Annotated in this window: 18 protein-coding genes and 1 tRNA gene; 13 read left to right on the top strand and 6 right to left on the bottom strand. The window is 62.6% G+C overall.

Going from position 1 to position 19,894, the window contains the following annotated elements; genetic code table 11:
- Nucleotide 1: 1 nt before the first annotated feature.
- From INT29_RS11835 to INT29_RS11820, 4 genes are all read left to right on the top strand, one after another.
- Nucleotides 2-1,642: a DAK2 domain-containing protein gene (locus INT29_RS11835; RefSeq protein WP_193071743.1), complete on the top strand. Its 1,641-nt coding sequence runs from the start codon at nt 2-4 to the stop codon at nt 1,640-1,642.
- Nucleotides 1,639-3,786 (top strand): ATP-dependent DNA helicase RecG, encoded by a 2,148-nt coding sequence (locus tag INT29_RS11830; RefSeq protein ID WP_101571300.1) that lies wholly within the window; start codon nt 1,639-1,641, stop codon nt 3,784-3,786. Before INT29_RS11835 ends, INT29_RS11830 begins: the two co-directional genes overlap by 4 nt.
- Before the next feature lie 67 nt (nt 3,787-3,853).
- Entirely contained in the window at nt 3,854-4,648 is a 795-nt protein-coding gene (locus INT29_RS11825; protein ID WP_193071742.1) for an RsmD family RNA methyltransferase, read from the top strand.
- A complete protein-coding gene (locus INT29_RS11820) occupies nt 4,645-4,926 on the top strand; it encodes a hypothetical protein (RefSeq protein ID WP_193071741.1) in 282 nt (93 codons plus the stop codon). Before INT29_RS11825 ends, INT29_RS11820 begins: the two co-directional genes overlap by 4 nt.
- 104 nt (nt 4,927-5,030) lie before the next feature.
- On the opposite strand, the gene ehuA is transcribed toward INT29_RS11820, so the two are convergent.
- The 4 genes from ehuA to INT29_RS11800 are packed head-to-tail and all read right to left on the bottom strand — an operon-like array spanning nt 5,031 to nt 8,177.
- Nucleotides 5,031-5,819, bottom strand: coding sequence for an ectoine/hydroxyectoine ABC transporter ATP-binding protein EhuA (gene ehuA, locus INT29_RS11815; protein ID WP_193071740.1), 789 nt, complete (start codon nt 5,817-5,819; stop codon nt 5,031-5,033).
- On the bottom strand, nt 5,806-6,465 hold the full coding sequence (ehuD, locus tag INT29_RS11810; protein ID WP_193071739.1) for an ectoine/hydroxyectoine ABC transporter permease subunit EhuD: 660 nt from the start codon (nt 6,463-6,465) through the stop codon (nt 5,806-5,808). Before ehuD ends, ehuA begins: the two co-directional genes overlap by 14 nt.
- On the bottom strand, nt 6,462-7,268 hold the full coding sequence (gene ehuC / locus INT29_RS11805; protein ID WP_193071738.1) for an ectoine/hydroxyectoine ABC transporter permease subunit EhuC: 807 nt from the start codon (nt 7,266-7,268) through the stop codon (nt 6,462-6,464). Before ehuC ends, ehuD begins: the two co-directional genes overlap by 4 nt.
- A 24-nt stretch (nt 7,269-7,292) precedes the next feature.
- The gene (locus INT29_RS11800; RefSeq protein ID WP_193071737.1) at nt 7,293-8,177 is read right to left on the bottom strand and encodes a transporter substrate-binding domain-containing protein; all 885 of its coding nucleotides are present in this window, start codon (nt 8,175-8,177) and stop codon (nt 7,293-7,295) included.
- Nucleotides 8,178-8,292: 115 nt separating this feature from the next.
- Here INT29_RS11800 and INT29_RS11795 point away from each other — a divergent pair, with 115 nt between their 5' ends.
- From INT29_RS11795 to INT29_RS11760, 8 genes are all read left to right on the top strand, one after another.
- Nucleotides 8,293-9,054 carry a GntR family transcriptional regulator gene (locus INT29_RS11795; RefSeq protein WP_193071736.1) on the top strand — a complete coding sequence of 254 codons (762 nt, stop codon included), beginning with the start codon at nt 8,293-8,295 and terminating at the stop codon, nt 9,052-9,054.
- Nucleotides 9,051-9,539, top strand: coding sequence for a pantetheine-phosphate adenylyltransferase (coaD, locus tag INT29_RS11790; RefSeq protein WP_101571284.1), 489 nt, complete (start codon nt 9,051-9,053; stop codon nt 9,537-9,539). Before INT29_RS11795 ends, coaD begins: the two co-directional genes overlap by 4 nt.
- 3 nt (nt 9,540-9,542) lie before the next feature.
- Complete coding sequence (locus tag INT29_RS11785) at nt 9,543-10,730, top strand: MFS transporter (protein ID WP_193071735.1); 1,188 nt, start codon at nt 9,543-9,545, stop codon at nt 10,728-10,730.
- 121 nt (nt 10,731-10,851) lie between these two features.
- Nucleotides 10,852-11,370 (top strand): YceD family protein, encoded by a 519-nt coding sequence (locus INT29_RS11780; RefSeq protein WP_101571280.1) that lies wholly within the window; start codon nt 10,852-10,854, stop codon nt 11,368-11,370.
- Between the two features lie 2 nt (nt 11,371-11,372).
- Entirely contained in the window at nt 11,373-11,576 is a 204-nt protein-coding gene (gene rpmF, locus INT29_RS11775) for a 50S ribosomal protein L32 (RefSeq protein WP_009885115.1), read from the top strand.
- Nucleotides 11,577-11,579: 3 nt separating this feature from the next.
- Entirely contained in the window at nt 11,580-12,284 is a 705-nt protein-coding gene (gene rnc / locus INT29_RS11770) for a ribonuclease III (protein ID WP_193071734.1), read from the top strand.
- A 61-nt stretch (nt 12,285-12,345) separates the two neighbouring features.
- Nucleotides 12,346-13,290: a bifunctional DNA-formamidopyrimidine glycosylase/DNA-(apurinic or apyrimidinic site) lyase gene (mutM, locus tag INT29_RS11765; protein WP_101571276.1), complete on the top strand. Its 945-nt coding sequence runs from the start codon at nt 12,346-12,348 to the stop codon at nt 13,288-13,290.
- A gap of 122 nt (nt 13,291-13,412) precedes the next feature.
- Nucleotides 13,413-13,808, top strand: coding sequence for a DoxX family protein (locus INT29_RS11760; RefSeq protein WP_193071733.1), 396 nt, complete (start codon nt 13,413-13,415; stop codon nt 13,806-13,808).
- A 111-nt stretch (nt 13,809-13,919) separates the two neighbouring features.
- Here the strand turns inward: INT29_RS11760 and INT29_RS11755 are convergent, their stop codons facing one another.
- Nucleotides 13,920-15,791, bottom strand: a complete 1,872-nt coding sequence (locus tag INT29_RS11755; protein ID WP_226841905.1) for a BCCT family transporter — start codon at nt 15,789-15,791, stop codon at nt 13,920-13,922.
- A gap of 290 nt (nt 15,792-16,081) precedes the next feature.
- Nucleotides 16,082-16,154 (bottom strand) — tRNA-Asn (locus tag INT29_RS11750).
- Between the two features lie 86 nt (nt 16,155-16,240).
- Between INT29_RS11750 and smc the strand changes: the two genes are divergently transcribed.
- Entirely contained in the window at nt 16,241-19,822 is a 3,582-nt protein-coding gene (smc, locus tag INT29_RS11745; RefSeq protein WP_193071732.1) for a chromosome segregation protein SMC, read from the top strand.
- Nucleotides 19,823-19,894: the final 72 nt, after the last annotated feature.

Below are 19,894 nucleotides of genomic sequence, written 5' to 3'. Positions count from 1 at the left end.
CATGAGCGGACCCAATCAAGCCATCGGCCTCAACGGGCGTCTGGCCGCCAGGTGGGCTCGGCGGGCCGTGGATCGTCTGCGCAAGGAACGCGTCGAAATCGACGAACTCAACGTCTTCCCTGTCCCCGACGGTGACACCGGCACAAACATGTATCACACGCTGCGCAGCGCCTACTTAGCCGTCGAAGAGCTCACTGGCCCCGTCACCTTGCCCCAGGTCGTTGCCGCACTGGCAGAGGGCGCCGGTCGCGGGGCTCGTGGGAATTCCGGACTGATCCTGGCCGTCGCGCTCCAAGGTGTTGCAGATGCCTTGGACGGTGTGACCGTGGCGACGCCCGAAGCGATGGCAGCAGCCCTCGAGCTCGCCTCCGGTCGGGCCAGAAAGGCAGTGGCCCGACCGGTCGACGGCACTATGCTCACCGTCCTCGACGCCATGGCCACCGAGGCACATGAGAAGGCCGAGAAAGGCGCCAACCTCATCGAACTCATCTCCGCGGTGCGGCTGCGCTCCCGGTCGGCTCTGCGCGAGACCACCGGACAGCTGCCCGTGCTGCGCGAAGCCGCGGTCGTAGATGCCGGCTCGACAGGGATCGTTGAACTCTTCGACCTCCTCTACGCCACGGTCACCGGCCGCACACCCCAAGACTCGATGCTCGTCGAGGTCACCAGGGCCCCACGAATCGTGCATCAGGCCAGTTCCGATGAACTCGAGATCATCGCCATCCTGGCCACGAACCCGGCATCCGTCGATTCCGAAAAGACGTCATCCACCCTCGCCGAGGCGCTTGATGCGCTCGGTGGGACATCGATCGTCATCAACGGTCCCAAGGTCCACGTCCACGTCGCGGACGAAGCCACCGCCGTGATCGTCCTCGACCACCTCGCCAGCTACGGCATCGCCCGCCTCGACATGGAGGACTTGCGCCTGCACGAGGAAGAGGGCGAGACCCATCTGGTGGCCATCGTCTCGGGCACCGGCCTGCTCATGCACTGCGCACTCAACGGAGCAAGCGCCCTGTCACCGGATGCCGGTGACGCGGTGGCCATGACCACAGACATCATCGCCGAGGAGGAACGAGAGGTCCTCGTCGTCCCCAGTTCCACCACGGTCCTCAAATCGCTGGGACAGGTGAGCGGGGCACAGGTGCTGCGCTCCCGCAATGTGGCCACGCTGCTATCGGCACTGGCGGTCTATGACCCCTTCGCCCCGACCAACGAGATCGTCGCCGATATGACCGAAGCCGCAGCCGGTACCCGCGTGGGAACCATCGTCTCGGCCGAGCAGCTGGCACTGAACCCACCGACCGGTGCCCTGCCGATCATCGATGACTCGATGGGCGCTGAACCTGGCTCGGAGGGTGGGCGGAGGATCCCACTGTCTCATCCTTCGCAGTTCTACCGCGTCTTCATAGATGGGAAGGTCAAGACTCAGAGCACCGAGCTCAGCACCTTGGTCGAGAAGCTTGCGGATCGTCTGCTGGGCGCCGGAGGGGAACTCCTCACCGTCGTCCACGGGCCGGGCTGCGCACCCGATGTCCTCTCGCACCTGCGGGACTGGATCCGGAAATCACACGCCCAAGTGAGGTTCCAGGACATCGACTCAAGGGATCGGGCCACACTGCTCATCATGGGAGTCGAATGAGCGCCCGCCTCGACGACTACTTCACCGCACGAGACCGCGGTGCACTGAAGAAGCGGGGGATCACCTCGGTGGCGGATCTGTTCCGCTTCTTCCCTCGCCGGTTCCTCGTGCCCGGAGAGAAGACGCCACTGGGCGGGCTCCCCCTGGGCGAGACCGCGATCCTGCAGGCCGAAGTCATCTCCGTGGACACCAGACGCATGCAGAAACGCCGCGGCACCATCACCGACGTGATCGTCCACGATGGACAGCAGTCGATGAAGATCGCCTTCTTCAACCAGCGCTGGCTGGACAGCCAGCTGGTGCCCGGGCTCACCGTCGTCTTCGCCGGGAAGGTCGAGGAGTACCGCGGGCAGCTGACGCTGAACTCCCCCACCTGGCTGAACCGGGACGAACACGATGAGAAGTGGACGCCGGAGGACCTCAACTCCCCATTCCCCGTCTACTCACGAGTCAAAGGCATCGCGCAGACACGACTGTGGAAGGCCATCAAGGTTCTCCTCGATGTCGCCGACCCTGCCGAGTTCGAAGACCCGCTGCCAACCGCCATGCGAGAAAACCTTGACCTGCCCGACCTGCGCACCGCATTCAACGACATGCACCGGCCCAGGTCAGCGGCGGCGACGGAGAAAGCCAAGCAGCGGTGGAAATGGGAAGAGGCACTCGCCTTGCAGGCGGAGTTCGTCTCCCGCAAGGCTGATTACGAAAGGCTCGAGGCCACCCCTCTGCTCAACGTCGGAGCCAGAAGTGAACGCTTCGACAACAATCTGCCCTTCTACCTCACCGCCTCTCAGCTGCGCGTCGGTGAGGAGATCGAGGCAGACATGGGCCGGAAGACGGCGATGCATCGGCTGCTCCACGGCGACGTCGGCTCCGGCAAGACCGTCGTGGCGCTGCGGGCGATGCTCACAGCCGTCGATTCGGGAGCGCAGGCCGCCATGCTGGCCCCCACCGAGGTGCTGGCCACTCAGCATTTCCGCTCAATTGAGAGCCTCCTCGGCGATCAGATGGCGCTCAGCCCTCTGCTCTCGAGCGATGATCAGGTGCGGGTGGCGCTGCTGACGGGGTCGATGCCGGCTCGGGAGCGCAAACAGCTGGCACTCGACCTCGCCACCGGTCAGATCGACATCGTCGTGGGCACGCATGCCCTGATGTCGGACACCACGATGTTCGACGCCTTGGGTCTCATCGTCGTCGATGAGCAGCACCGGTTCGGCGTCGAACAGCGTGAAGCGCTGCGGGCGAAGGCCGGACTCAAGGTTCCGCACACCCTCGTGATGTCCGCGACCCCGATCCCACGCACCGTGGCGATGACCGTCTTCGCCGACCTCGATGTGTCCACCCTCGATGAGATGCCCGCCGGCACCAAGGACATCACCACCCACGCCGTCTCCCTGGGCGATCATCCCAACTGGTTGGCCCGCGTACTCCAGCTCATCGACGAGGCAGCCGAGAACGGGCGGGGCACCTTCGTGGTCTTCCCCCGCATCGACCCCTCCGACATCGAAGATCCCGAAACGGGCGACGTGATCGGCAGCCGACAGGGAATCGAAGACCTGAGAGACCTGCTGCAGAACTCCGAGCAGCTCCGGTCACGTTCGATTGCTCTGCTGCACGGTCGGATGCCTCCGGCGGAGAAGGACCGGACGATGGCGGCCTTCGTCTCCGGCGAGACCGACATCCTGGTCTCCACCACCGTCGTCGAGGTGGGCGTCGACGTCCCTCGGGCAACCATGATGGTCGTCTTCGAGGCTGAGCGCTTCGGCGTCGCTCAGCTCCATCAGCTGCGCGGACGCGTCGGACGTGATGGCAGTGCGGCCATGTGCTTCCTGCTCACCGAGGTGCCTGAAATCGATGAGAGCTTCGAACGGCTCAGCGAGGTCGCAGGCACCCTCGACGGCTTTGCGCTGGCCGAATACGATCTCGGCACCCGTGGAGAAGGTGATGTGCTCGGGTCCTCACAGTGGGGAGGATCGTCGTTGAAGCACCTGTCTATTCTCCGTGATGCACCGATCGTCGAAGAGGCGAGAGCCATCGCGGAGAAGATCATCTCCGTCGACCCCGACCTGAGCGCACTGCCGGCTCTGCGGACCTTCATCAATAGGGTTCTGCCCGCAGAATCGGCTCACTTCATCGAGGCGAGCTGATGTCGCGCTACTGTGAGATGACAAGGTTTCGTGTGCTGTCGAACCACCCCCTTGAGGAGGAGACGCAATGAGAATCATCGCTGGTGCGTTCAAAGGTTCCAAGCTTGTGGCACCGGGCGGGTCCAACACCCGTCCGACCTCGGACCGGGTCAAGGAATCTCTTTTCTCCATGCTCGACGGTTACGGGGTGCTGCAGGCTGCGAATGTTCTCGATCTTTTCGCCGGGTCCGGTGGGCTGGGGTTCGAGGCCATGTCGCGGGGTGCTGCCGAGGTCGATTTCGTCGATTCGGCCGGTGCCTCGGTCCGCGCGGTCGAGGCGAATGCCGCGAAGCTCGGAATCGATCACTCGACTCGGATCCATTCCTCGGACGTTGTGTCATTCCTCAGCGCTCAGCGTGTCCCTAAGCTGCAGGCTGCCGCGCAGCAGGCATCGGGGCAGCAGTCTTCGTCGGAGCAAACTTCGGCGCAGCTGCAACCCGAGGGCCACAACGGGGGAGTGGAGCACGCTGACGGGCTCGACGCGGTTCTGGACGGCGAGGTACTGGAAACCAGAAGCGACTTCGACGACGGTGAGGGGCGCATCTTCGACCTGGTGTTCATGGATCCGCCGTACCCGCTGGGTGAGGACGCAGTGACTCAGATTCTGGGCAGGCTCTCCGGGCTCCTCGACATGGAATCCATCGTCGTACTCGAACGCGCATCACGCGCACCTGAGCCGACGATGCCGGCGGCGCTTGAAATCTTCCGTTCGAAGAGCTTCGGTGAGACCGCTCTGTACTTCGTCCAACTCAAGGCCGACTCTGAAGAGGCAGCGGATGTCGCCAGCGCAGTAGGTGCTACGGCAGCAGACGAGTCGGCGTGAGTTCTCATCGTCCCTGGCACCGCACACCCTGGGTGTTCGCAGCCTGCGGGGTGGGTCTGCTGCTCCTCTGGTTGGCACTCAGGTGGCTGACGAGTCAGTCGGAGACTGATGCCGGTGCAGGCAGGAGCGACGCGGTCACGAACGCAGCGGATCCGGTGCGGCGCTCCGATGTGTTCTGGGCCGGGCCTTCGGACATCCTGTTCTGGGTGGCCATGGTGCTCATCGCCATTGCAGTCGTCGTGAGGATCTGGCGGCTCGTGCGCCGCATCCGCAGCTGAGGTCCGTCGGAACGATCGAGACCTGAAAGTACGGCTGAAGCCCACCGGGAACGCCAGAGGCCCACCGGAATCGCATACCGGTGGGCCTCCGTTGAACGTGAGGCTTACTGCACGCTGGAGAGGAACGTACGGGTCCGTTCATGCTGCGGATTGTTGAAGATCTGATCGGGCGGACCCTCTTCGAGGACCTGGCCGCCGTCGAACATCATCACCCGGTGTGAGACCTCGCGGGCGAACTGCATCTCGTGGGTGACCAGGAGCATCGTGATGTCGGTCGTCTCTGCGATATCGCGGAGGACTCCGAGGACATCTCCCACGAGCTCGGGGTCGAGCGCGGACGTCACCTCGTCGAGGAGGAGGATCTCCGGGCTCATCGCCAGTGCCCGTGCGATAGCCACACGCTGCTGCTGACCGCCCGAAAGGCGAGTGGGATGCTCATCGGCCTTGTCTGCGAGTCCGACCTTGTCCAACAGCGACTTCGCCTCTGCCACGGCATCGGCCTTGGATCTGCCCAGCACATGGACGGGAGCCTCGATGATGTTTTCGAGCACCGTCATATTGGGGAAGAGATTGAACTGTTGGAAGACCATGCCGATCCGTGTTGTCATGGCGCGCGTCGTCTTCGACGGCAGCTCGACCCGCTTGCCGTTCTTCTCCGTGTGAGTCAGAGGCTTGCCGTCCACGAAGATGTAGCCGCCGGTCAGTTCTTCCAGGGTCATAACCAGACGCAGAATCGTCGTCTTGCCCGAACCGCTGGGCCCGATGAGGGTCACACGCTCGCCGGGAGCGACAGTGAAGTTGAGGTCTTTGAGGACCGTCGTCTTCCCGAAGGACTTCTCCACGTCCTTGAACTCGATGGCCGGGCTTGATGAGGTGTTCTCAGTAGGTGGCAAGGCGCTTGTCCAATCGTTGGATGAGCAGGGATGTCGGGTAGCTGGCGGCCAGGAAGATGAATCCGGCCAGGGTGAAGGCTTCCGTGTAGGCGAAGGTGGAACCGCCGAACTGCTTCGCCGAGGTGACGAGTTCGACCACCGAGATCGCGAACAGGAACGGGGTGTCCTTGAACATCGCCACGGCGTAGTTGCCCAACGACGGGATCGTGGCGCGCAGCGCCTGCGGGAGGACGACGGCGGTGAATGTGCGCACCGGTGGTAGGGACAAAGCCGTGGCGGCCTCGTGCTGTCCCGGAGGCACCGAATCGATGCCCGCACGGTAGCTTTCTGACATGTATGTCGAATAGTGGATGCCGATGACGATGCAGCCGATGGCAAGCGCCGGAATGTTCACCAGTCCGGGAATGTCAGAGAACGCAAAGTAGACGAACATCAGCTGCACGATCAGCGGCGTGTTGCGAACGAAGGCGACGAGCAACCTGACCAGCCAGTTGATCCAGCGGGGCAGTGAGCGGATAGCCACAGCTATGAGGAGGCCCAGAATTGCGGCGATGATGGTGCCGACCACGGTGGCGATGAGCGTGTTGACGAATCCTCGGAGGAGGATCGGCAGCGCTTCGGCGGCGAATTCCCAGTTCCAGATCACAGGCCACCTCCTTGACCGGTAGGGCCTAGCTTGGAGGCTCCATGTTTGGCAGCAGCATTGGATTTGAGACGATCGCGGCGAAGTTCCTCGCGAGCATCGCGACGAGCATCTCGTCGATCACTCCGGGAGTTCGGACGTCTGCGTCCCAGCCGTTTGGTGGCTTGGCGTTCGAGAAGGTTCATGCCCTCCTGGATCAACCAGGCGAGGGCGAAGTAGATGAGGAGACCGATGGTGAAGGCAAAGACGGTGTCTCCGGTCGACTGGCGCAGTTGTTGGATCTTGTCCGTGAGGTCACTGAGCGTGATGAAGAAGACCACAGCCGTGCCCTTGAGGAGCTGGATGAGCAGAGTGGCAAGCGAGGGAATCATCAGAGCCCAAGCCTGGGGAAAGATGACGCGGATCATACGTCGGGTCGGGGAGATGCTGAGCGCGATTGCCGCCTCCCATTGGCCTGGGTTCACGGTCTTGATCGACGATCGGACCACCTCGGCGGAATAGGCCCCGTAGTTGAGTGACAGGGCAACGATGCCGCACATCAGAGGGTCAAGGTGGATATCGAAGACGAGCGGGAAGACGTAGAAGAGCCAGAACAGCTGGACCAGCAGTGATGTGCCGCGGAAGAATTCCACGATGATCCTGGCTGGGATGTGCAGCCAGGAGTGAGGGGAGGTCATCGCGAGTCCGAGGATGAGCGCGATGATGATGGTGCCGATCGAGCCGGCGATGGTGAGGATGATCGTCGTCTGAATTCCCTCCCACAGCTGTGGGAGGAAATTCAGCAACGTTGTGAGATTGTCAGTCATGATCGGCAGTGACTAGGGGCCGGTTCAGGACTCGGCTGTGGGCAGTTCGCCCTTGCACAGCTGATCGGTCGTGATCTCACCGTCAGGACGCTCTTCCTTGGTGAAGCCGAAATCGCCGACGACATCGAGGTACTTCTTCTCATCGGAGACGATCTCGTCGAGCTTCTCATTCCACTTGTCGCGGAGTTCGGTGTCATCTGTGCGGAACACCGTGGCACCGGCACCGACCTGTGGGACTCCCTTGATCTCCTGGACGAAGGAATCGCCGACCTCGACGTCTGCATCCTTGTTGTTCTTCTCCATCCAGTTGAGCGAGATGGCGGTCAGTGCGAAGACGTCCGCGCGGCCCGTGGTCACGGCGTCCATGCCGTCCTGCGGAGTGCCGACTTCCTGAGTCTTGATGCCGAGTTCTTTGGCATAGATGGTGGTCTCAACCGCTCCGGTCATGGTGGCGAGCTTGAGGCCCTTCTTCTTCACATCGTCCATGGTCTTCATGCCGTCCTGCTTGCCCTTCTTGGTCATCAGGGCGGTGGTGTACATGAACTCCGGGTCGCCGAAGGCGGCCTGCTCACAGCGATCGGGCAGGATGGACATGCCCGCGGAGATCGCACCGAAGCGGTCGGCGTTCAGTCCGGGGATCAGCGAACCGAATTCGGTGTTGACACCCTCGACGTCGTCGACACCGAGTTCCTTGAAGACTGCTTCTGCCATGGCGACCGATGCACCCTGGAGCTCGCCGTCCTTTTCGAAGCTGTACGGAGCCTCACCGGCGAAGCCGACGGTGATCTTTCCGTCATCGACGGCCTTCTGGAGAGTGCTCTTGTCGGAATCGCTTCCGCCGCAAGCCCCCAGGGTGAGTGTCAGAGCGAGGATCGAGGTCGCGGCGGCTAGCCCCTTGATGGCTTTCATAGCTGTCCCTTTCTTAGTACGTCGACACATCTTCGTGACATGCGTCTCAAGAACACTATTCAATACTTTTGTTGTTCGGATGTCACACTGTCAGACAACGTTATATGATCGTGATATGCCTCAACCCCCGACTTCGGAGCTTCCTGTCCTGCGCAAGGTCATCCGTTCCTCGACGATCGACCTCATCGCCGATCAGATCAGGAACGCCATCTACAGCGGCTCGCTGGCGCCGGGGCAGTCCATCAACGAGGTGCGCACGGCAGAGCTCCTGGTCGTCTCCCGCCCCTCCTTGCGGGAGGCCCTGCAGCGTCTTGTCAGCGAAGGGGTGATGACCCACGCACCGGGCCGCGGAGTCTGGGTCAAGCGGATGACGTCTGATGACATCGACGACGTCTATGCGGTCAGGGAAGCCATTGAGGCGCAGGCTGTGAAGATCATTATCCGGTCGGGCAAGCCGATCGCCCGCATCCACCAGGCGCTGGCCAAGCTTGAGCTCGCGATCGAGGAGAACACTGCGCGAGCAATCGGCGACGCCGACCTCGACTTCCACCATTCGATCGTCGCCTGCTCCGGCTCCATCAGGCTCAGCAGCCTGATGAAGGTCTCGATGGTCCACACCCGACTTCTCTCACTCTCCGATCCGCGCGGATACGAGGTCAGGTGCGACCTCATCGAAACGCACAGAGAGCTGAATGAGGCCATCGCAGCCGGTGACGAGCGCCTCTCCTTGGAGATCGTGGGCAGGATCATGACCGGCGCCGCCTGCCGTCTGCACAATCCGCTGACTGAACCCGAAGCCGTCATCGTCAGGGCCGGTGATCAGGACGGGCTCGTTGATGACCAGTGGTCGCAGCTGAGAGATACGATGAAGACATGAAGGTTGTCTGCCCCGGTTCCTATGACCCGATCACTATGGGTCATCTCGATGTCATCGCCCGCAGTGCCCGACTCTTCGACGAGGTGGTCGTGGCCGTTGTGCACAATCCCAAGAAGTCCGGACGTTTCGACCCTGAAGTTCGCGCCGATCTTATCCGGCGGTCCCTGGACGAGGACGAGCGGACACGCGACGCCGAAAACGTCATCATCGACACCGTCGCCGGGGGGCTCCTCGTTGACTACTGCACCTCTATCGGAGCCCCCGCCGTGGTCAAGGGACTGCGTTCGGGCACAGACTTCGCCTACGAACTTCCGATGGCGCTGATGAACAAGCATCTGAGTGAGCTCGAGACGATCTTCGTCCCCGGCAACCCCGAGTACGAGCATGTCTCGTCCTCGCTCATCAAGGAAGTCCACGGTGGTGGGGGAGACATCGAAGGTCTGGTTCCCGGCGCGGTGCTGTCGGCGCTGAACGCCAGCGCCTGAGGCATGCCGATTCCCTCTTCCTCGTCTCGGGCGTGGTTCCTCGGTCTCATCTTCCACACCGTGATCGCACATGCCACCTACAACGGCGTGCGCGTCCTCATCTCCTACCGGACCCTGGAGCTGGGCGGCAGCGGGGTCGTCCTCGGTCTCATGACCGCTTGCTATTCACTCGTGCCGCTGATCACAGCGCTCCTTGTGGGCCGGCTCGTCGACCGCGGATACGCCACCGCTGTGCTGTGGACGGGAACGATCCTCTCGATCCTGCCCGTCGGGCTCGCAGCGATAGCGCCCAACCTCGGCATGCTTCTCATCGCCACGATGTGCCTGGGGCTCGGGCAGCTGCTGACCACGGTCGCGTCGCAGGCGCTGATCCCACAAAGCTTTCCCGCCTCGGCGCTGACCTCGAAGTTCGGCTACCTCACCCTCGGCGTCTCGATCGGACAGACAATCGGTCTGCCCGTAGCCGGTGCCATCGCCGGCGCCACCGATGGTGCGCCGCAGATCGTCAACGCCCTGTGGTTCATGACCGGGGTCTCCGCGCTGACCCTGGTCGCCGCAGTCATCGTCATGCTCCGCGGTCGCACCCCGCACGTCTCCCGTGCTGATGCGGCCAAAGACGCCCGAACCCCCTTGTCTCTGCTGGCGATCCGGGGCATGAAGCCCGCGATCCTCGCATCAATGACGACCCTGGCCGCCGTCGACCTGATGACGGCCTACCTGCCGCTCATCGGACAGCAGAACGGGTTGTCGGTGACGACGGTGACCTGGTTGCTGACCCTGCGCACACTCGCCTCGGTGATCTCACGACTCATCATCGGACAGCTCACCCGCAGATGGCGCAATCTCTCGCTCCTGTGGACCGCCTCGGCGCTGGCAGGGGTCTGCATCATCCTCATCCCTGTCTTCACCCAACCGTGGGCGCTGGCGATCCTGCTGCTCGCCTCCGGGTTCTGCTTCGGGCTCACCCAGCCGCTGACGATGACCTGGGTCTCGACATTGTCGGACCCGGCCAACCGGGCCGCAGTCCTCTCGATCCGACTTGCGGGCAACCGACTCAGTCAGGTGGCGATCCCCTCGGCGGCCTCTCTGCTCACCATCGTTGCCGGATCCGGAATCGTGTTCACGATCTCCGGGGCACTGCTCTTAGTCGCCGGTGGCGTCACCTGGCGCAACCAGCACGAGAAATGGTGACCAGGAACACCCGCGCATCCGCACAGGCTCGATTGGTAATGACCGGCGATGATGACTAGAATGGTGAGTCGCGTGTGAACGCAGGAGTAAGCATCCTCAATCACGTAAAGGAGGAGTGAGCATGAAGAAGCAGTCTGAGTTCGTCTACGATCTCAGGTCGATGGGATTGCTCGGTCATCCTGGTGAATGGGAACGGGTGAACACCACCCTGTCTGCTCCGTCGGATCTCAAGATCGAAGTGATCGGGGTCGCCGAAGGTTCACCACTGACACTCGAGCTGATGTTCGAAAGCGTGTCGGAGGGAATCTACGTGTCGGGCACAGTCTCGACAGTGGCCCGCGGCGAAGATGTAAGGACTCTCGACGAAATCGAGTTGCCTATAGATGTCGACATCCAAGAGATGTATGTCTATGAGCAGGCCGATGGCGACGAGGATTCCTATGTCATCGATCGCGATCAGCTCGACCTCGAGCCCGCAATCAGAGATGCTGTCGTCATGGCTCTGCCCTTCAGTCCGTCAAAGGACCGGAGCGAAGAGTTCAGCTTCACCCTCGGTGAAGATCTTGAGGTCGATGACAGTGAATCGGATTCGCCGTTCGCATCATTGAAGAGTTTGTTGGATGAGAAGAAAGAGAGCTAGACGTGGCTGTTCCAAAGCGTAAATTGTCGCGCAGCAACACCCGCCACCGTCGTTCGCAGTGGAAGGCACAGGCGCCTAGCCTGGTCAAGACTGTGGAGAACGGTCGCGTTGTGTACTCGCGCCCTCACCAGGCCAAAGTTGTCGAAGACGCAGCCGGCACCCCGCTGTTCCTTGAATACAAGGGACGCAAGGTCGCTGACGTCTGACCTGTGGACACTGACACCACAGCAGAACTGCAGAAGAGTCTCGGGATCGATATTGATCCCGAGACTTTTCGTCTCGCCTTAACTCACCGCTCCTTCGCCTTCGAAGCCGGCGGCATACCCACGAACGAACGCCTCGAATTCCTCGGCGATTCCGTCCTGGGCCTCGTGGCCACCGAGTCGCTGTACTACGACAACCCGGACCTGGCCGAAGGTTCACTGGCCAAGATGCGCTCCGCCGTGGTCAACACCAAAGCACTGGCGTCGATCGCGCGCAGACACAGAATCGGCCCCCATATACTCCTGGGAAAGGGCGAAGAGCTCACCGGCGGTCGCGACAAGGACTCGATCCTCGCCGATACCGTCGAAGCCCTCATCGGTGCGACCTTCGTCGCCCGCGGACGTGAAGAGGCCTTCGCCTTCGTTCACCGTCTCATCGACGGTATGCTTTCCGACGCCGTGAACCTCGGTGCCGGAATGGACTTTAAGACGACCCTGCAGGAAGCAGCGGCCGACCTTGATCTGGGCGCCGTGAGCTACGAGATCGTGTCCTCGGGACCCGACCACGCCATGGTCTTCACCGCCACAGCGCTGTTGGGCTCCAACGGTTGGGGCTCCGGAGACGGTTCCTCGAAGAAGAACGCGGAAGCCGCCGCCGCGGAAGTCGCCGTCAAGGCCATCCGCACCATCTACCCGGACTACACTCGCTGAACATAGCTGTGGCGGGGCCTCGTAGCCCCGCTCTGAGCGTGAGAGCTCGAAGGAGTTCCTGATGCCTGAGCTGCCCGAGGTTGAGAGCGTCCGTGTGGGCGTCCATGAATGGACTGCCGGCACCACCATCACCGGCGCCGAGGTGATCGATCCCCGAATACTCGGCACGACGTCACAGCGTCGCATCGATGCTTCCGCAGCCGAAGAGTTCGTCGCAGCCGTCACCGGTCGGCGAATCATCGGTGCCGAACGTCGTGGAAAATTCATGTGGCTGACGTTGGGGGAGGACCCCGGCGTTGGGCAGTCGGCCGAACCGGCTGCCCCTGAACTCAGTCTGCTCGTCCACCTCGGCATGAGCGGGCAGCTGCGCGTGCACAACGCGAATGACTCAATCCACAAGCACACGCGAGCCATCTTCCGGCTCGAACGGGGCAGCGCCGGATCCGAGACCGACGGTGAGAGCCTTCAGCTGCGCTTCGTCGACCAACGGATCTTCGGCCATCTGGGCGTTCAGCCCCTAGTGCACGCCTACGGTCGGCTCGTGCCCGCCTCGGCGAATCACATTGCGGCCGACCCGCTGGAGCCTGCATTCGAACCCGGTCTGGCTCTCGAGCAGCTCTCCCGCAAGCGGACGGTGGTCAAATCAGCGTTGCTCGATCAGTCTCTGGTCAGCGGAATCGGCAATATCTATGCCGATGAAGCTCTCTTCAGAGCCGGCATCCACCCTCTGGCGATTCCCGCTCGCACCCGCAAGTCACGCCTGGCTGCTGTCCTCGATTCTGCGGCGCGGGTGATGAGCGATGCGCTGGCCGTGGGTGGGACCAGCTTCGACGCGCTCTACGTCAACGTCAACGGAGAATCCGGCTACTTTGACCGGGCCTTGCTGGTCTACGGTCGCGGTGGCCAGGAATGTGTGCGCTGCGGGACCGAGATCGAGAAGATGACGATCGGCGGACGCGGCAGCCACTTCTGCCCGAACTGCCAGAACGCTCCGCGCTACCGCTAGCCGCGTGCCGACGACTGCGGCGCTGGCGCATCAAGCCGAAGAGTCGCTGGAGCCCGTCAGCAGTGTGAGTAGACTCGGGACAAGCGAACGCCAGGTCGGTGGATGTTCAGAGAGGAACAGACATGTTCACAATTCCAACGTTCATCGGCGGGATTGTCCTCCTGCTCGTTCGGGCGCTGCTCACTGCGGCATTCGTCCGCGAGTTCTGGGTCAAGGCAAAGGACATTCCGGGTTTCGCAAAGAACGACGGGCTCAACGTCCCGACCGCGTGGTTCGTCGCCATCGCCGAACTGACTGCGGCGGCATCCTTCGCCTCCGGCGTTCTCGCTCAGTGGGCCGGAATCGGAGTGATCGTCCTGATGCTCATCACCACCTGTCTGCACGTGTTCAGATGGCACTCGAAGTACTGGGTCTCGGCCGGAGGTCCGGAGTACGACCTGCTTCTGCTGGTCTTGGCCGCGGTCATCACCGCCTTCGGGACGGGACCGATCGCGATTCCCACCCTGTTCGGGATGTGACCCTGACTCGAATGTGACCCTCTTGGGGCAGGAAGCCCAGGGAATTGCCGAGGGCCGGGTACCGCTCCTCTCGGAGTGATACCCGGCCCTCGGCTCGGTTTCTGGGACTAATCAGCGCATGCGGTACTTGGAACCCTCCTCACCGGACGTGTCACCGGACTTCGAGGAATCACCCTTCGACGAAGACTCAGCACCCGCCTCGTCGTCGGTGGAGGTCGTGCCTTCGTCGTCTGCGATCTCCTCGGCAGGCAACTCGGACGTGTCGAGTCCGAAGACCTCACCGTCGTACTCGTCGACGGCCGTGGCGACTGACTGTTCGAGGATGTGGTCGGCCAGCTGCCCCTGGATGATCAGCGGATCTCGGGACAGGTCCTTCCACACCGCCACACACAGCAGCAGCATGACGATGACGAACGGCAATGCCGCCACGATCGTGATGTTCTTCAGACCTTCGAGCGCCTCGGCGGGGTCATCACCTCCGGCGAGGAGCATCACCGCGGCCACAGCACCGGTGGCCACACCCCAGAACAGGACAAGACCTCGTCCTGGCTCTTCGCGACCGTTGGCCGAGAGCGTGCCCATGACGATCGAGGCAGAGTCGGCGCCGGTGACGAAGAAGATCGCGATCAGGATGACCGTGACGATCATCAGGATGATGGCGATGAGGTTCGGCAGCGGAAGCGCGCCGAGGAGGTCGAAGAGGATCGTGTCCATGTTGATGTCCGGCTCACCGTCGACGACCTTCGCCAGTGCCTTGACAGTTCCTTCGCCGCGTTCGGCACGCTCCTGGATGCCGATGGCACCGCCGCCGAAGATCGCGAACCAAATGGTCGACACGACGGAAGGGACGATGAGGACGCCGGTGACGAACTGACGCACGGTGCGGCCGCGCGAGATACGGGCGATGAAGAGGCCGACGAAGGGCGACCAGGAGACCCACCAGGCCCAGTAGAAGACCGTCCACGAGGACAGCCACTCATTGACGCCCTGACCGTTGGCCGCGGTGCGCGAGGCCATCTGGGGCAGATCCTCGATGAACGAGCCGATCGAGGATGGGATCACGTTGAGGATGAACAGTGTCGGCCCGCCGATGAACACGATGAGGGCGACGATGATCGCGAGAACCATGTTGATGTTCGACAGCCACTGGATGCCCTTCTCGACACCGGACACGGCCGAAGCGACGAAGGCAGCTGTGAGGATTGCGATGATGATGACGAGGATCGGCGAAGAGACGTGGGACATGATGCCCGCCGATTCGATGCCGCCGCCGATCTGGATCGCGCCGAGACCGAGCGAACAGGCGGAGCCGAAGAGCGTCGCGAGGATCGCGAGGATGTTGATGACCTTGCCGCCGGCGCCGTTGACGGCACGCTCGCCGAACAGTGGGGTGAACATCGAGGAGAACAGCTGGGAGCGACCGAGACGGAAGGAGCCGTAGGCGACGCCGAGTCCGACGATGGCATACATGGCCCAGGGGTAGAGGGTCCAGTGGAAGAGCGTGGTTCCCATCGAGGTGCCCATCGCCTCCGCCGTGGAACCATCAACGGTCGCCGGGGGAGGAGACATGTAGAAGAACAGCGGCTCACCGACAGCGGAGAAGACCAAACCGATGCCCATGCCGGTGGCGAACATCATCGAGATCCACGACGAAGTCTTGAACTGCGGCTTCTCATCGTCCCTGCCCAGCGGGATGCGCCCGAACTTGGACAAGGCGACGATGATGACGAAGATCGTGAAGACCGTGGCGGCGATGACGAAGAGCCAGCCGAAGTTGTCCATGACACCGGTCAGCAGAGTGCCCGCGACAGAACCGAGGCTCTCTGGAGAGATGAAGCCCCAGACAACGAATGCAACTGCGAGGATGCCGGCTGTGAAGAAGACCACCTTGTCGACTCCCTGGCGAATCAGGGGCCTCTGTTTGGTGGTCGGATTCTTCAGGTGCTTGATCAGCTCCTGAGTCTTAGTTAATTCACTGCTCATAGGGACGCTAGCCGATCAGCTGGGCCGCAATAGGTTCGCGACCATTCCCAGTCGGCGCTCCTTCCTGTTCATGGACGGCATTGATAGTCATCGGGCGGTATTACGATGTGCTTACCTAGAAATAGCCCGATTTGTCAGTTTCCTGTCGATTCACACCGATGATCTCCTCAGATGAGATGCGATCTTCTCAGGTGAGATGCGAGGCGGGCCGAGCTTTCGCCGGTGCGACGATGATTGATTCTGCCCGGGCAAGGACGAGGCCTCGTCGCTAACGACGAGGCCTCGATCCGCTCCTCCGGCTGGGCTCGAACCAGCGACCCTTCGATTAACAGTCGAATGCTCTGCCAACTGAGCTACGGAGGATAGGCGCCGATTTCGGCGCACGAGGGAACACTCTATCAAAAGATCGGAGTATTGCAGGAACTCCTTCGCGATATGCTGGATGGACAATGCATCTCAAAAGCCTGACTCTGCGAGGATTCAAATCCTTTGCCTCGGCGACGACTCTCAAATTCGAGCCGGGCATCACCTGTGTTGTCGGCCCCAACGGCTCCGGCAAGTCCAACGTCGTCGACGCCTTGTCCTGGGTGATGGGAGAGCAGGGCGCGAAGAATCTGCGCGGCGGAAAGATGGACGACGTCATCTTCGCCGGGACCTCGAAGAGACAGGCATTGGGCCGCGCCGAGGTGGCCCTGACCATCGACAACACCGACGGAGCCATTCCCGTCGACTACACCGAGGTCACGATCTCGCGCACCCTGTTTCGCACCGGGGGCAGCGAATACGCCGTCAACGGGACACCGGCACGACTGCTGGACATCCAGGAACTGCTCAACGACTCCGGTCTGGGCAAAGAGATGCACGTCATCGTGGGACAGGGGCGCCTCGACGCGATTCTGCACGCCGACCCGATCGAGCGCCGCAGCTTCATCGAAGAGGCCGCCGGCGTCCTCAAACACCGCAGACGCAAGGACAAAGCCGTCCGCAAGCTCACCGGTCTGCAGACGAACCTTGATCGTCTGTCCGACCTGCGGACTGAACTCAATCGACAGTTGGGGCCGCTGGGGCGACAGGCCGAGGCCGCTCAGAAAGCCGCCACCGTCCAAGCCACACTGCGCGATTCCGCAGCACGGCTGTTGGCTGATGACACCGTGCGCCTGCAGGCCTCACTGGCCTCGTCTTCCACGGTTGAGGGCGAAGACGGCAATGACCGGATCGGTGACCTCGAGCATCGGCGATCCCGCACAGAGGCGCGATTGCAGGAGATCGAAACACGTCTGGGAACCCTTGATGCCGAGCTGGAGAACCTGCGGACCTCCGAATCGCGGACACAGACCCAGATCGTCCGGGCCAGAGGACTTGCCCAGCGCGCCGAGGACAAGCGCTCACACTTGCTCTCCGAGGTTGCAAGCCTGGGCAGACGGGAATCGAAGTCGCCGGAAGAGCTGAGATCCCAAGCCGAGCACCACCAGCAGGAACTCGGCGCCGCGCGGAAGGCAGTGGAGGAATCCGCGGTGGCACTGGATCGCAGCCAGATGCGAAAAGAAGAACTCGCACTGGCGTTGAAGAAGGCCGAAGACGAGGTCAAGGCGACCCAGTTGGCCATCACCGAGGCGATCAAGAACCGCTCGGCACTGCAGTCCAAGAGCTCCCAGGCGCGAGAGCGCATCAGCGACCTCACCTCCAGAATCGAATCCAACCGGGCAGAGATCGACACCGCGTCGGCCCGTATCGCCGAACGCCGTGAAGAACTGAGCACCGCCGAGGCAGCTGTGGAAGGCGTGGAAGCAGGCGAGAGCGAACTCGACACGGAATACGAATCCGCGAAAGACGCCCAGACCGCGTTGGAGACCGAACTCGACGAGCTCCGAGCACAGCAGGCGAAGACCGCGTCAGAACTCGCCTCGGCCCAGGCCCGCGCGGAGGCCCTGTCTCTGGGCACCGCGTTGGAAGCCGACCTCGAAGACATCGTCAACGCCGATCTGCCAGGGGTCGGCTCGGCCGTGACCGAACGGTTGAGCGTGGCCAACGGATTTGAAATGGCTGTGGCGGCAGCCCTGTCGAACACGGTCTCCGGTGTGCTCGTCGACTCCGGTCGGGTGGCACTGACAGTCCTCGACCACCTCGGCGAGGACACCAATGTCCACCTCACGATCCCTGCCGGGACGAGAACAGGTCGGACCGCTGGTGGGACCGCTGGTGGGATCGCCGGTAGGAGCGGCGAGTCGAAGAGCCTGCCCACCCTCAGCCCGACCGCGGACGGTGGGGCGGCCGCGCGGTGGCTCTCCGACGTGGTCAGCAGCGACGTCCCTGAACTCACCGAACTTCTGAACTCTGCGCTGGAGGCGGTCGTGTGCGTTGATGACGCTGACAGCGCCTTGTCCCTCATCGACGCCCACCCCGAACTCACCGCCGTCACGGTGCACGGTGAGATCCTCACCGCCACCCGGGTCAGTCGGGCCCGCACCGCCTCGGGCGCCCGTCTGTCCTCACAGACCGCGCTCGAAGAGACCCGTACCTCAATCACCGAACTGGAGCAGGCACGGAGCCGCATCGACGCCGACATCGATCGGGTCGACGCGAAACTCGTCGAGGCGAAGACAGTGGCCGCCGCGGCCCTTGCGGAACTGCATGCCTCGGACGCGGCGATCATGGCCGCAGGGGAAGAGGTCTCGCGAATCACGGGCGACATCACCACCGCCCAGACTCGCCTGCAGCGGGCCAAGGACAACGAAGTAGAACTGAAGACACGGCTGGAGACCGCCGAAAGTGAGGCCCGCACAGCCGAATCCGCACTCGCCGGGGCAGACGACGTCGAAGAGGTCGTCGACACCACAGCCCGAGACGAGCTCAGCCAGCAGGTGTCTCAGTCCTCTGAAGACGTCATCGAGACTCGGATCAGCCACAAGGCAGCCACGGACCGGGCACAGTTCCTCTCCGACCGTGTTGATTCCCTGCTGCGTCAGGCAACGGCGGAGGAGACTGCACGTGAGCAGACGCAGCGGACGATTGTGCGCAAGAACAGAGCAGCCGCCTCGGCGCTGCTCATCGTCGAGACCGCACAGAACGCGAGCACCCTCGCGGAGACGACGGTGTCCGAACTCGGCTCCCAGATCCAGGTCCTCGTCGAGGAGCGCGGGCAGCTGCGCGAGGAGAAGGGCCACCTCGGCGAAGAATTGGGCACCACGCGCACAGAACTCCAACGACTCAAGGACATGGCGGCCGAAGCCGAACTCGCAAAGGAACGGTTCCGACTTAAGCTCGAAGAGATCGAGAACCGGGCGGGGGAAGAGACCGGCCTCGGGCTCGAACGACTGGTCGAACTCTACGGTCCGCATACCCCTGTGCCCGCCTTCGACGAGAGCGAGGAAGAACGACCCTACGTGAGAGCCGAGGTCGAGAAGCGTCACAAGCAGGCAACCGCTGCCCTCAAGCGCATCGGAACCGTCAACCCGCTGGCGCTCGAAGAATACGAAGCGCTGAAGGAGCGACACCAGTTCCTCGAAAAGCAGATCACCGACATCGAGTCCTCCCGGAAAGACCTGATGAAGCTCGTCGATGAGGTCGACCGGCACGTCGAACGCGTCTTCTCGGAGGCCTATGCGGACACCGCTCGCGAATTCGAAGACATCTTCTCCCGACTCTTCCCCGGCGGCGAGGGATCCCTGAGCCTGACCGATCCCAATGACATGCTCACGACCGGCGTCGATGTCCACGCCCGGCCCGCCGGTAAGAAGGTCAAACGACTCTCCCTGCTCTCCGGCGGTGAGCGCTCACTGGTCGCCGTGGCCATGCTGGTTGCGATCTTCAAGGCCAGGCCCAGTCCGTTCTACGTCATGGACGAGGTCGAGGCGGCACTCGACGATCTCAACCTGTCTCGCCTGCTGACCGTGTTCGAGGAGCTCCAGGACTCCTCTCAGCTCATCGTCATCACGCACCAGAAGCGCACGATGGAGATCGCCGACGCGCTCTACGGGGTGACGATGCATGGTGATGGTGTGTCGAAGGTCATCTCGCAGCGGATTCCATGAGCGGCAACCGCCCGCCAGAGACCGATTCGGCAGAGACGTCCAGGGGAGTCCCAGGGAATTCTCCAACAGGCT

The organism is Brevibacterium sp. FME37, from assembly GCF_014897485.1.
In the GTDB taxonomy this organism is placed as follows: domain Bacteria; phylum Actinomycetota; class Actinomycetes; order Actinomycetales; family Brevibacteriaceae; genus Brevibacterium.
Note: the sequence above shows the minus strand (reverse complement) of the source record. Positions and strands in the feature narration are given on the sequence as shown.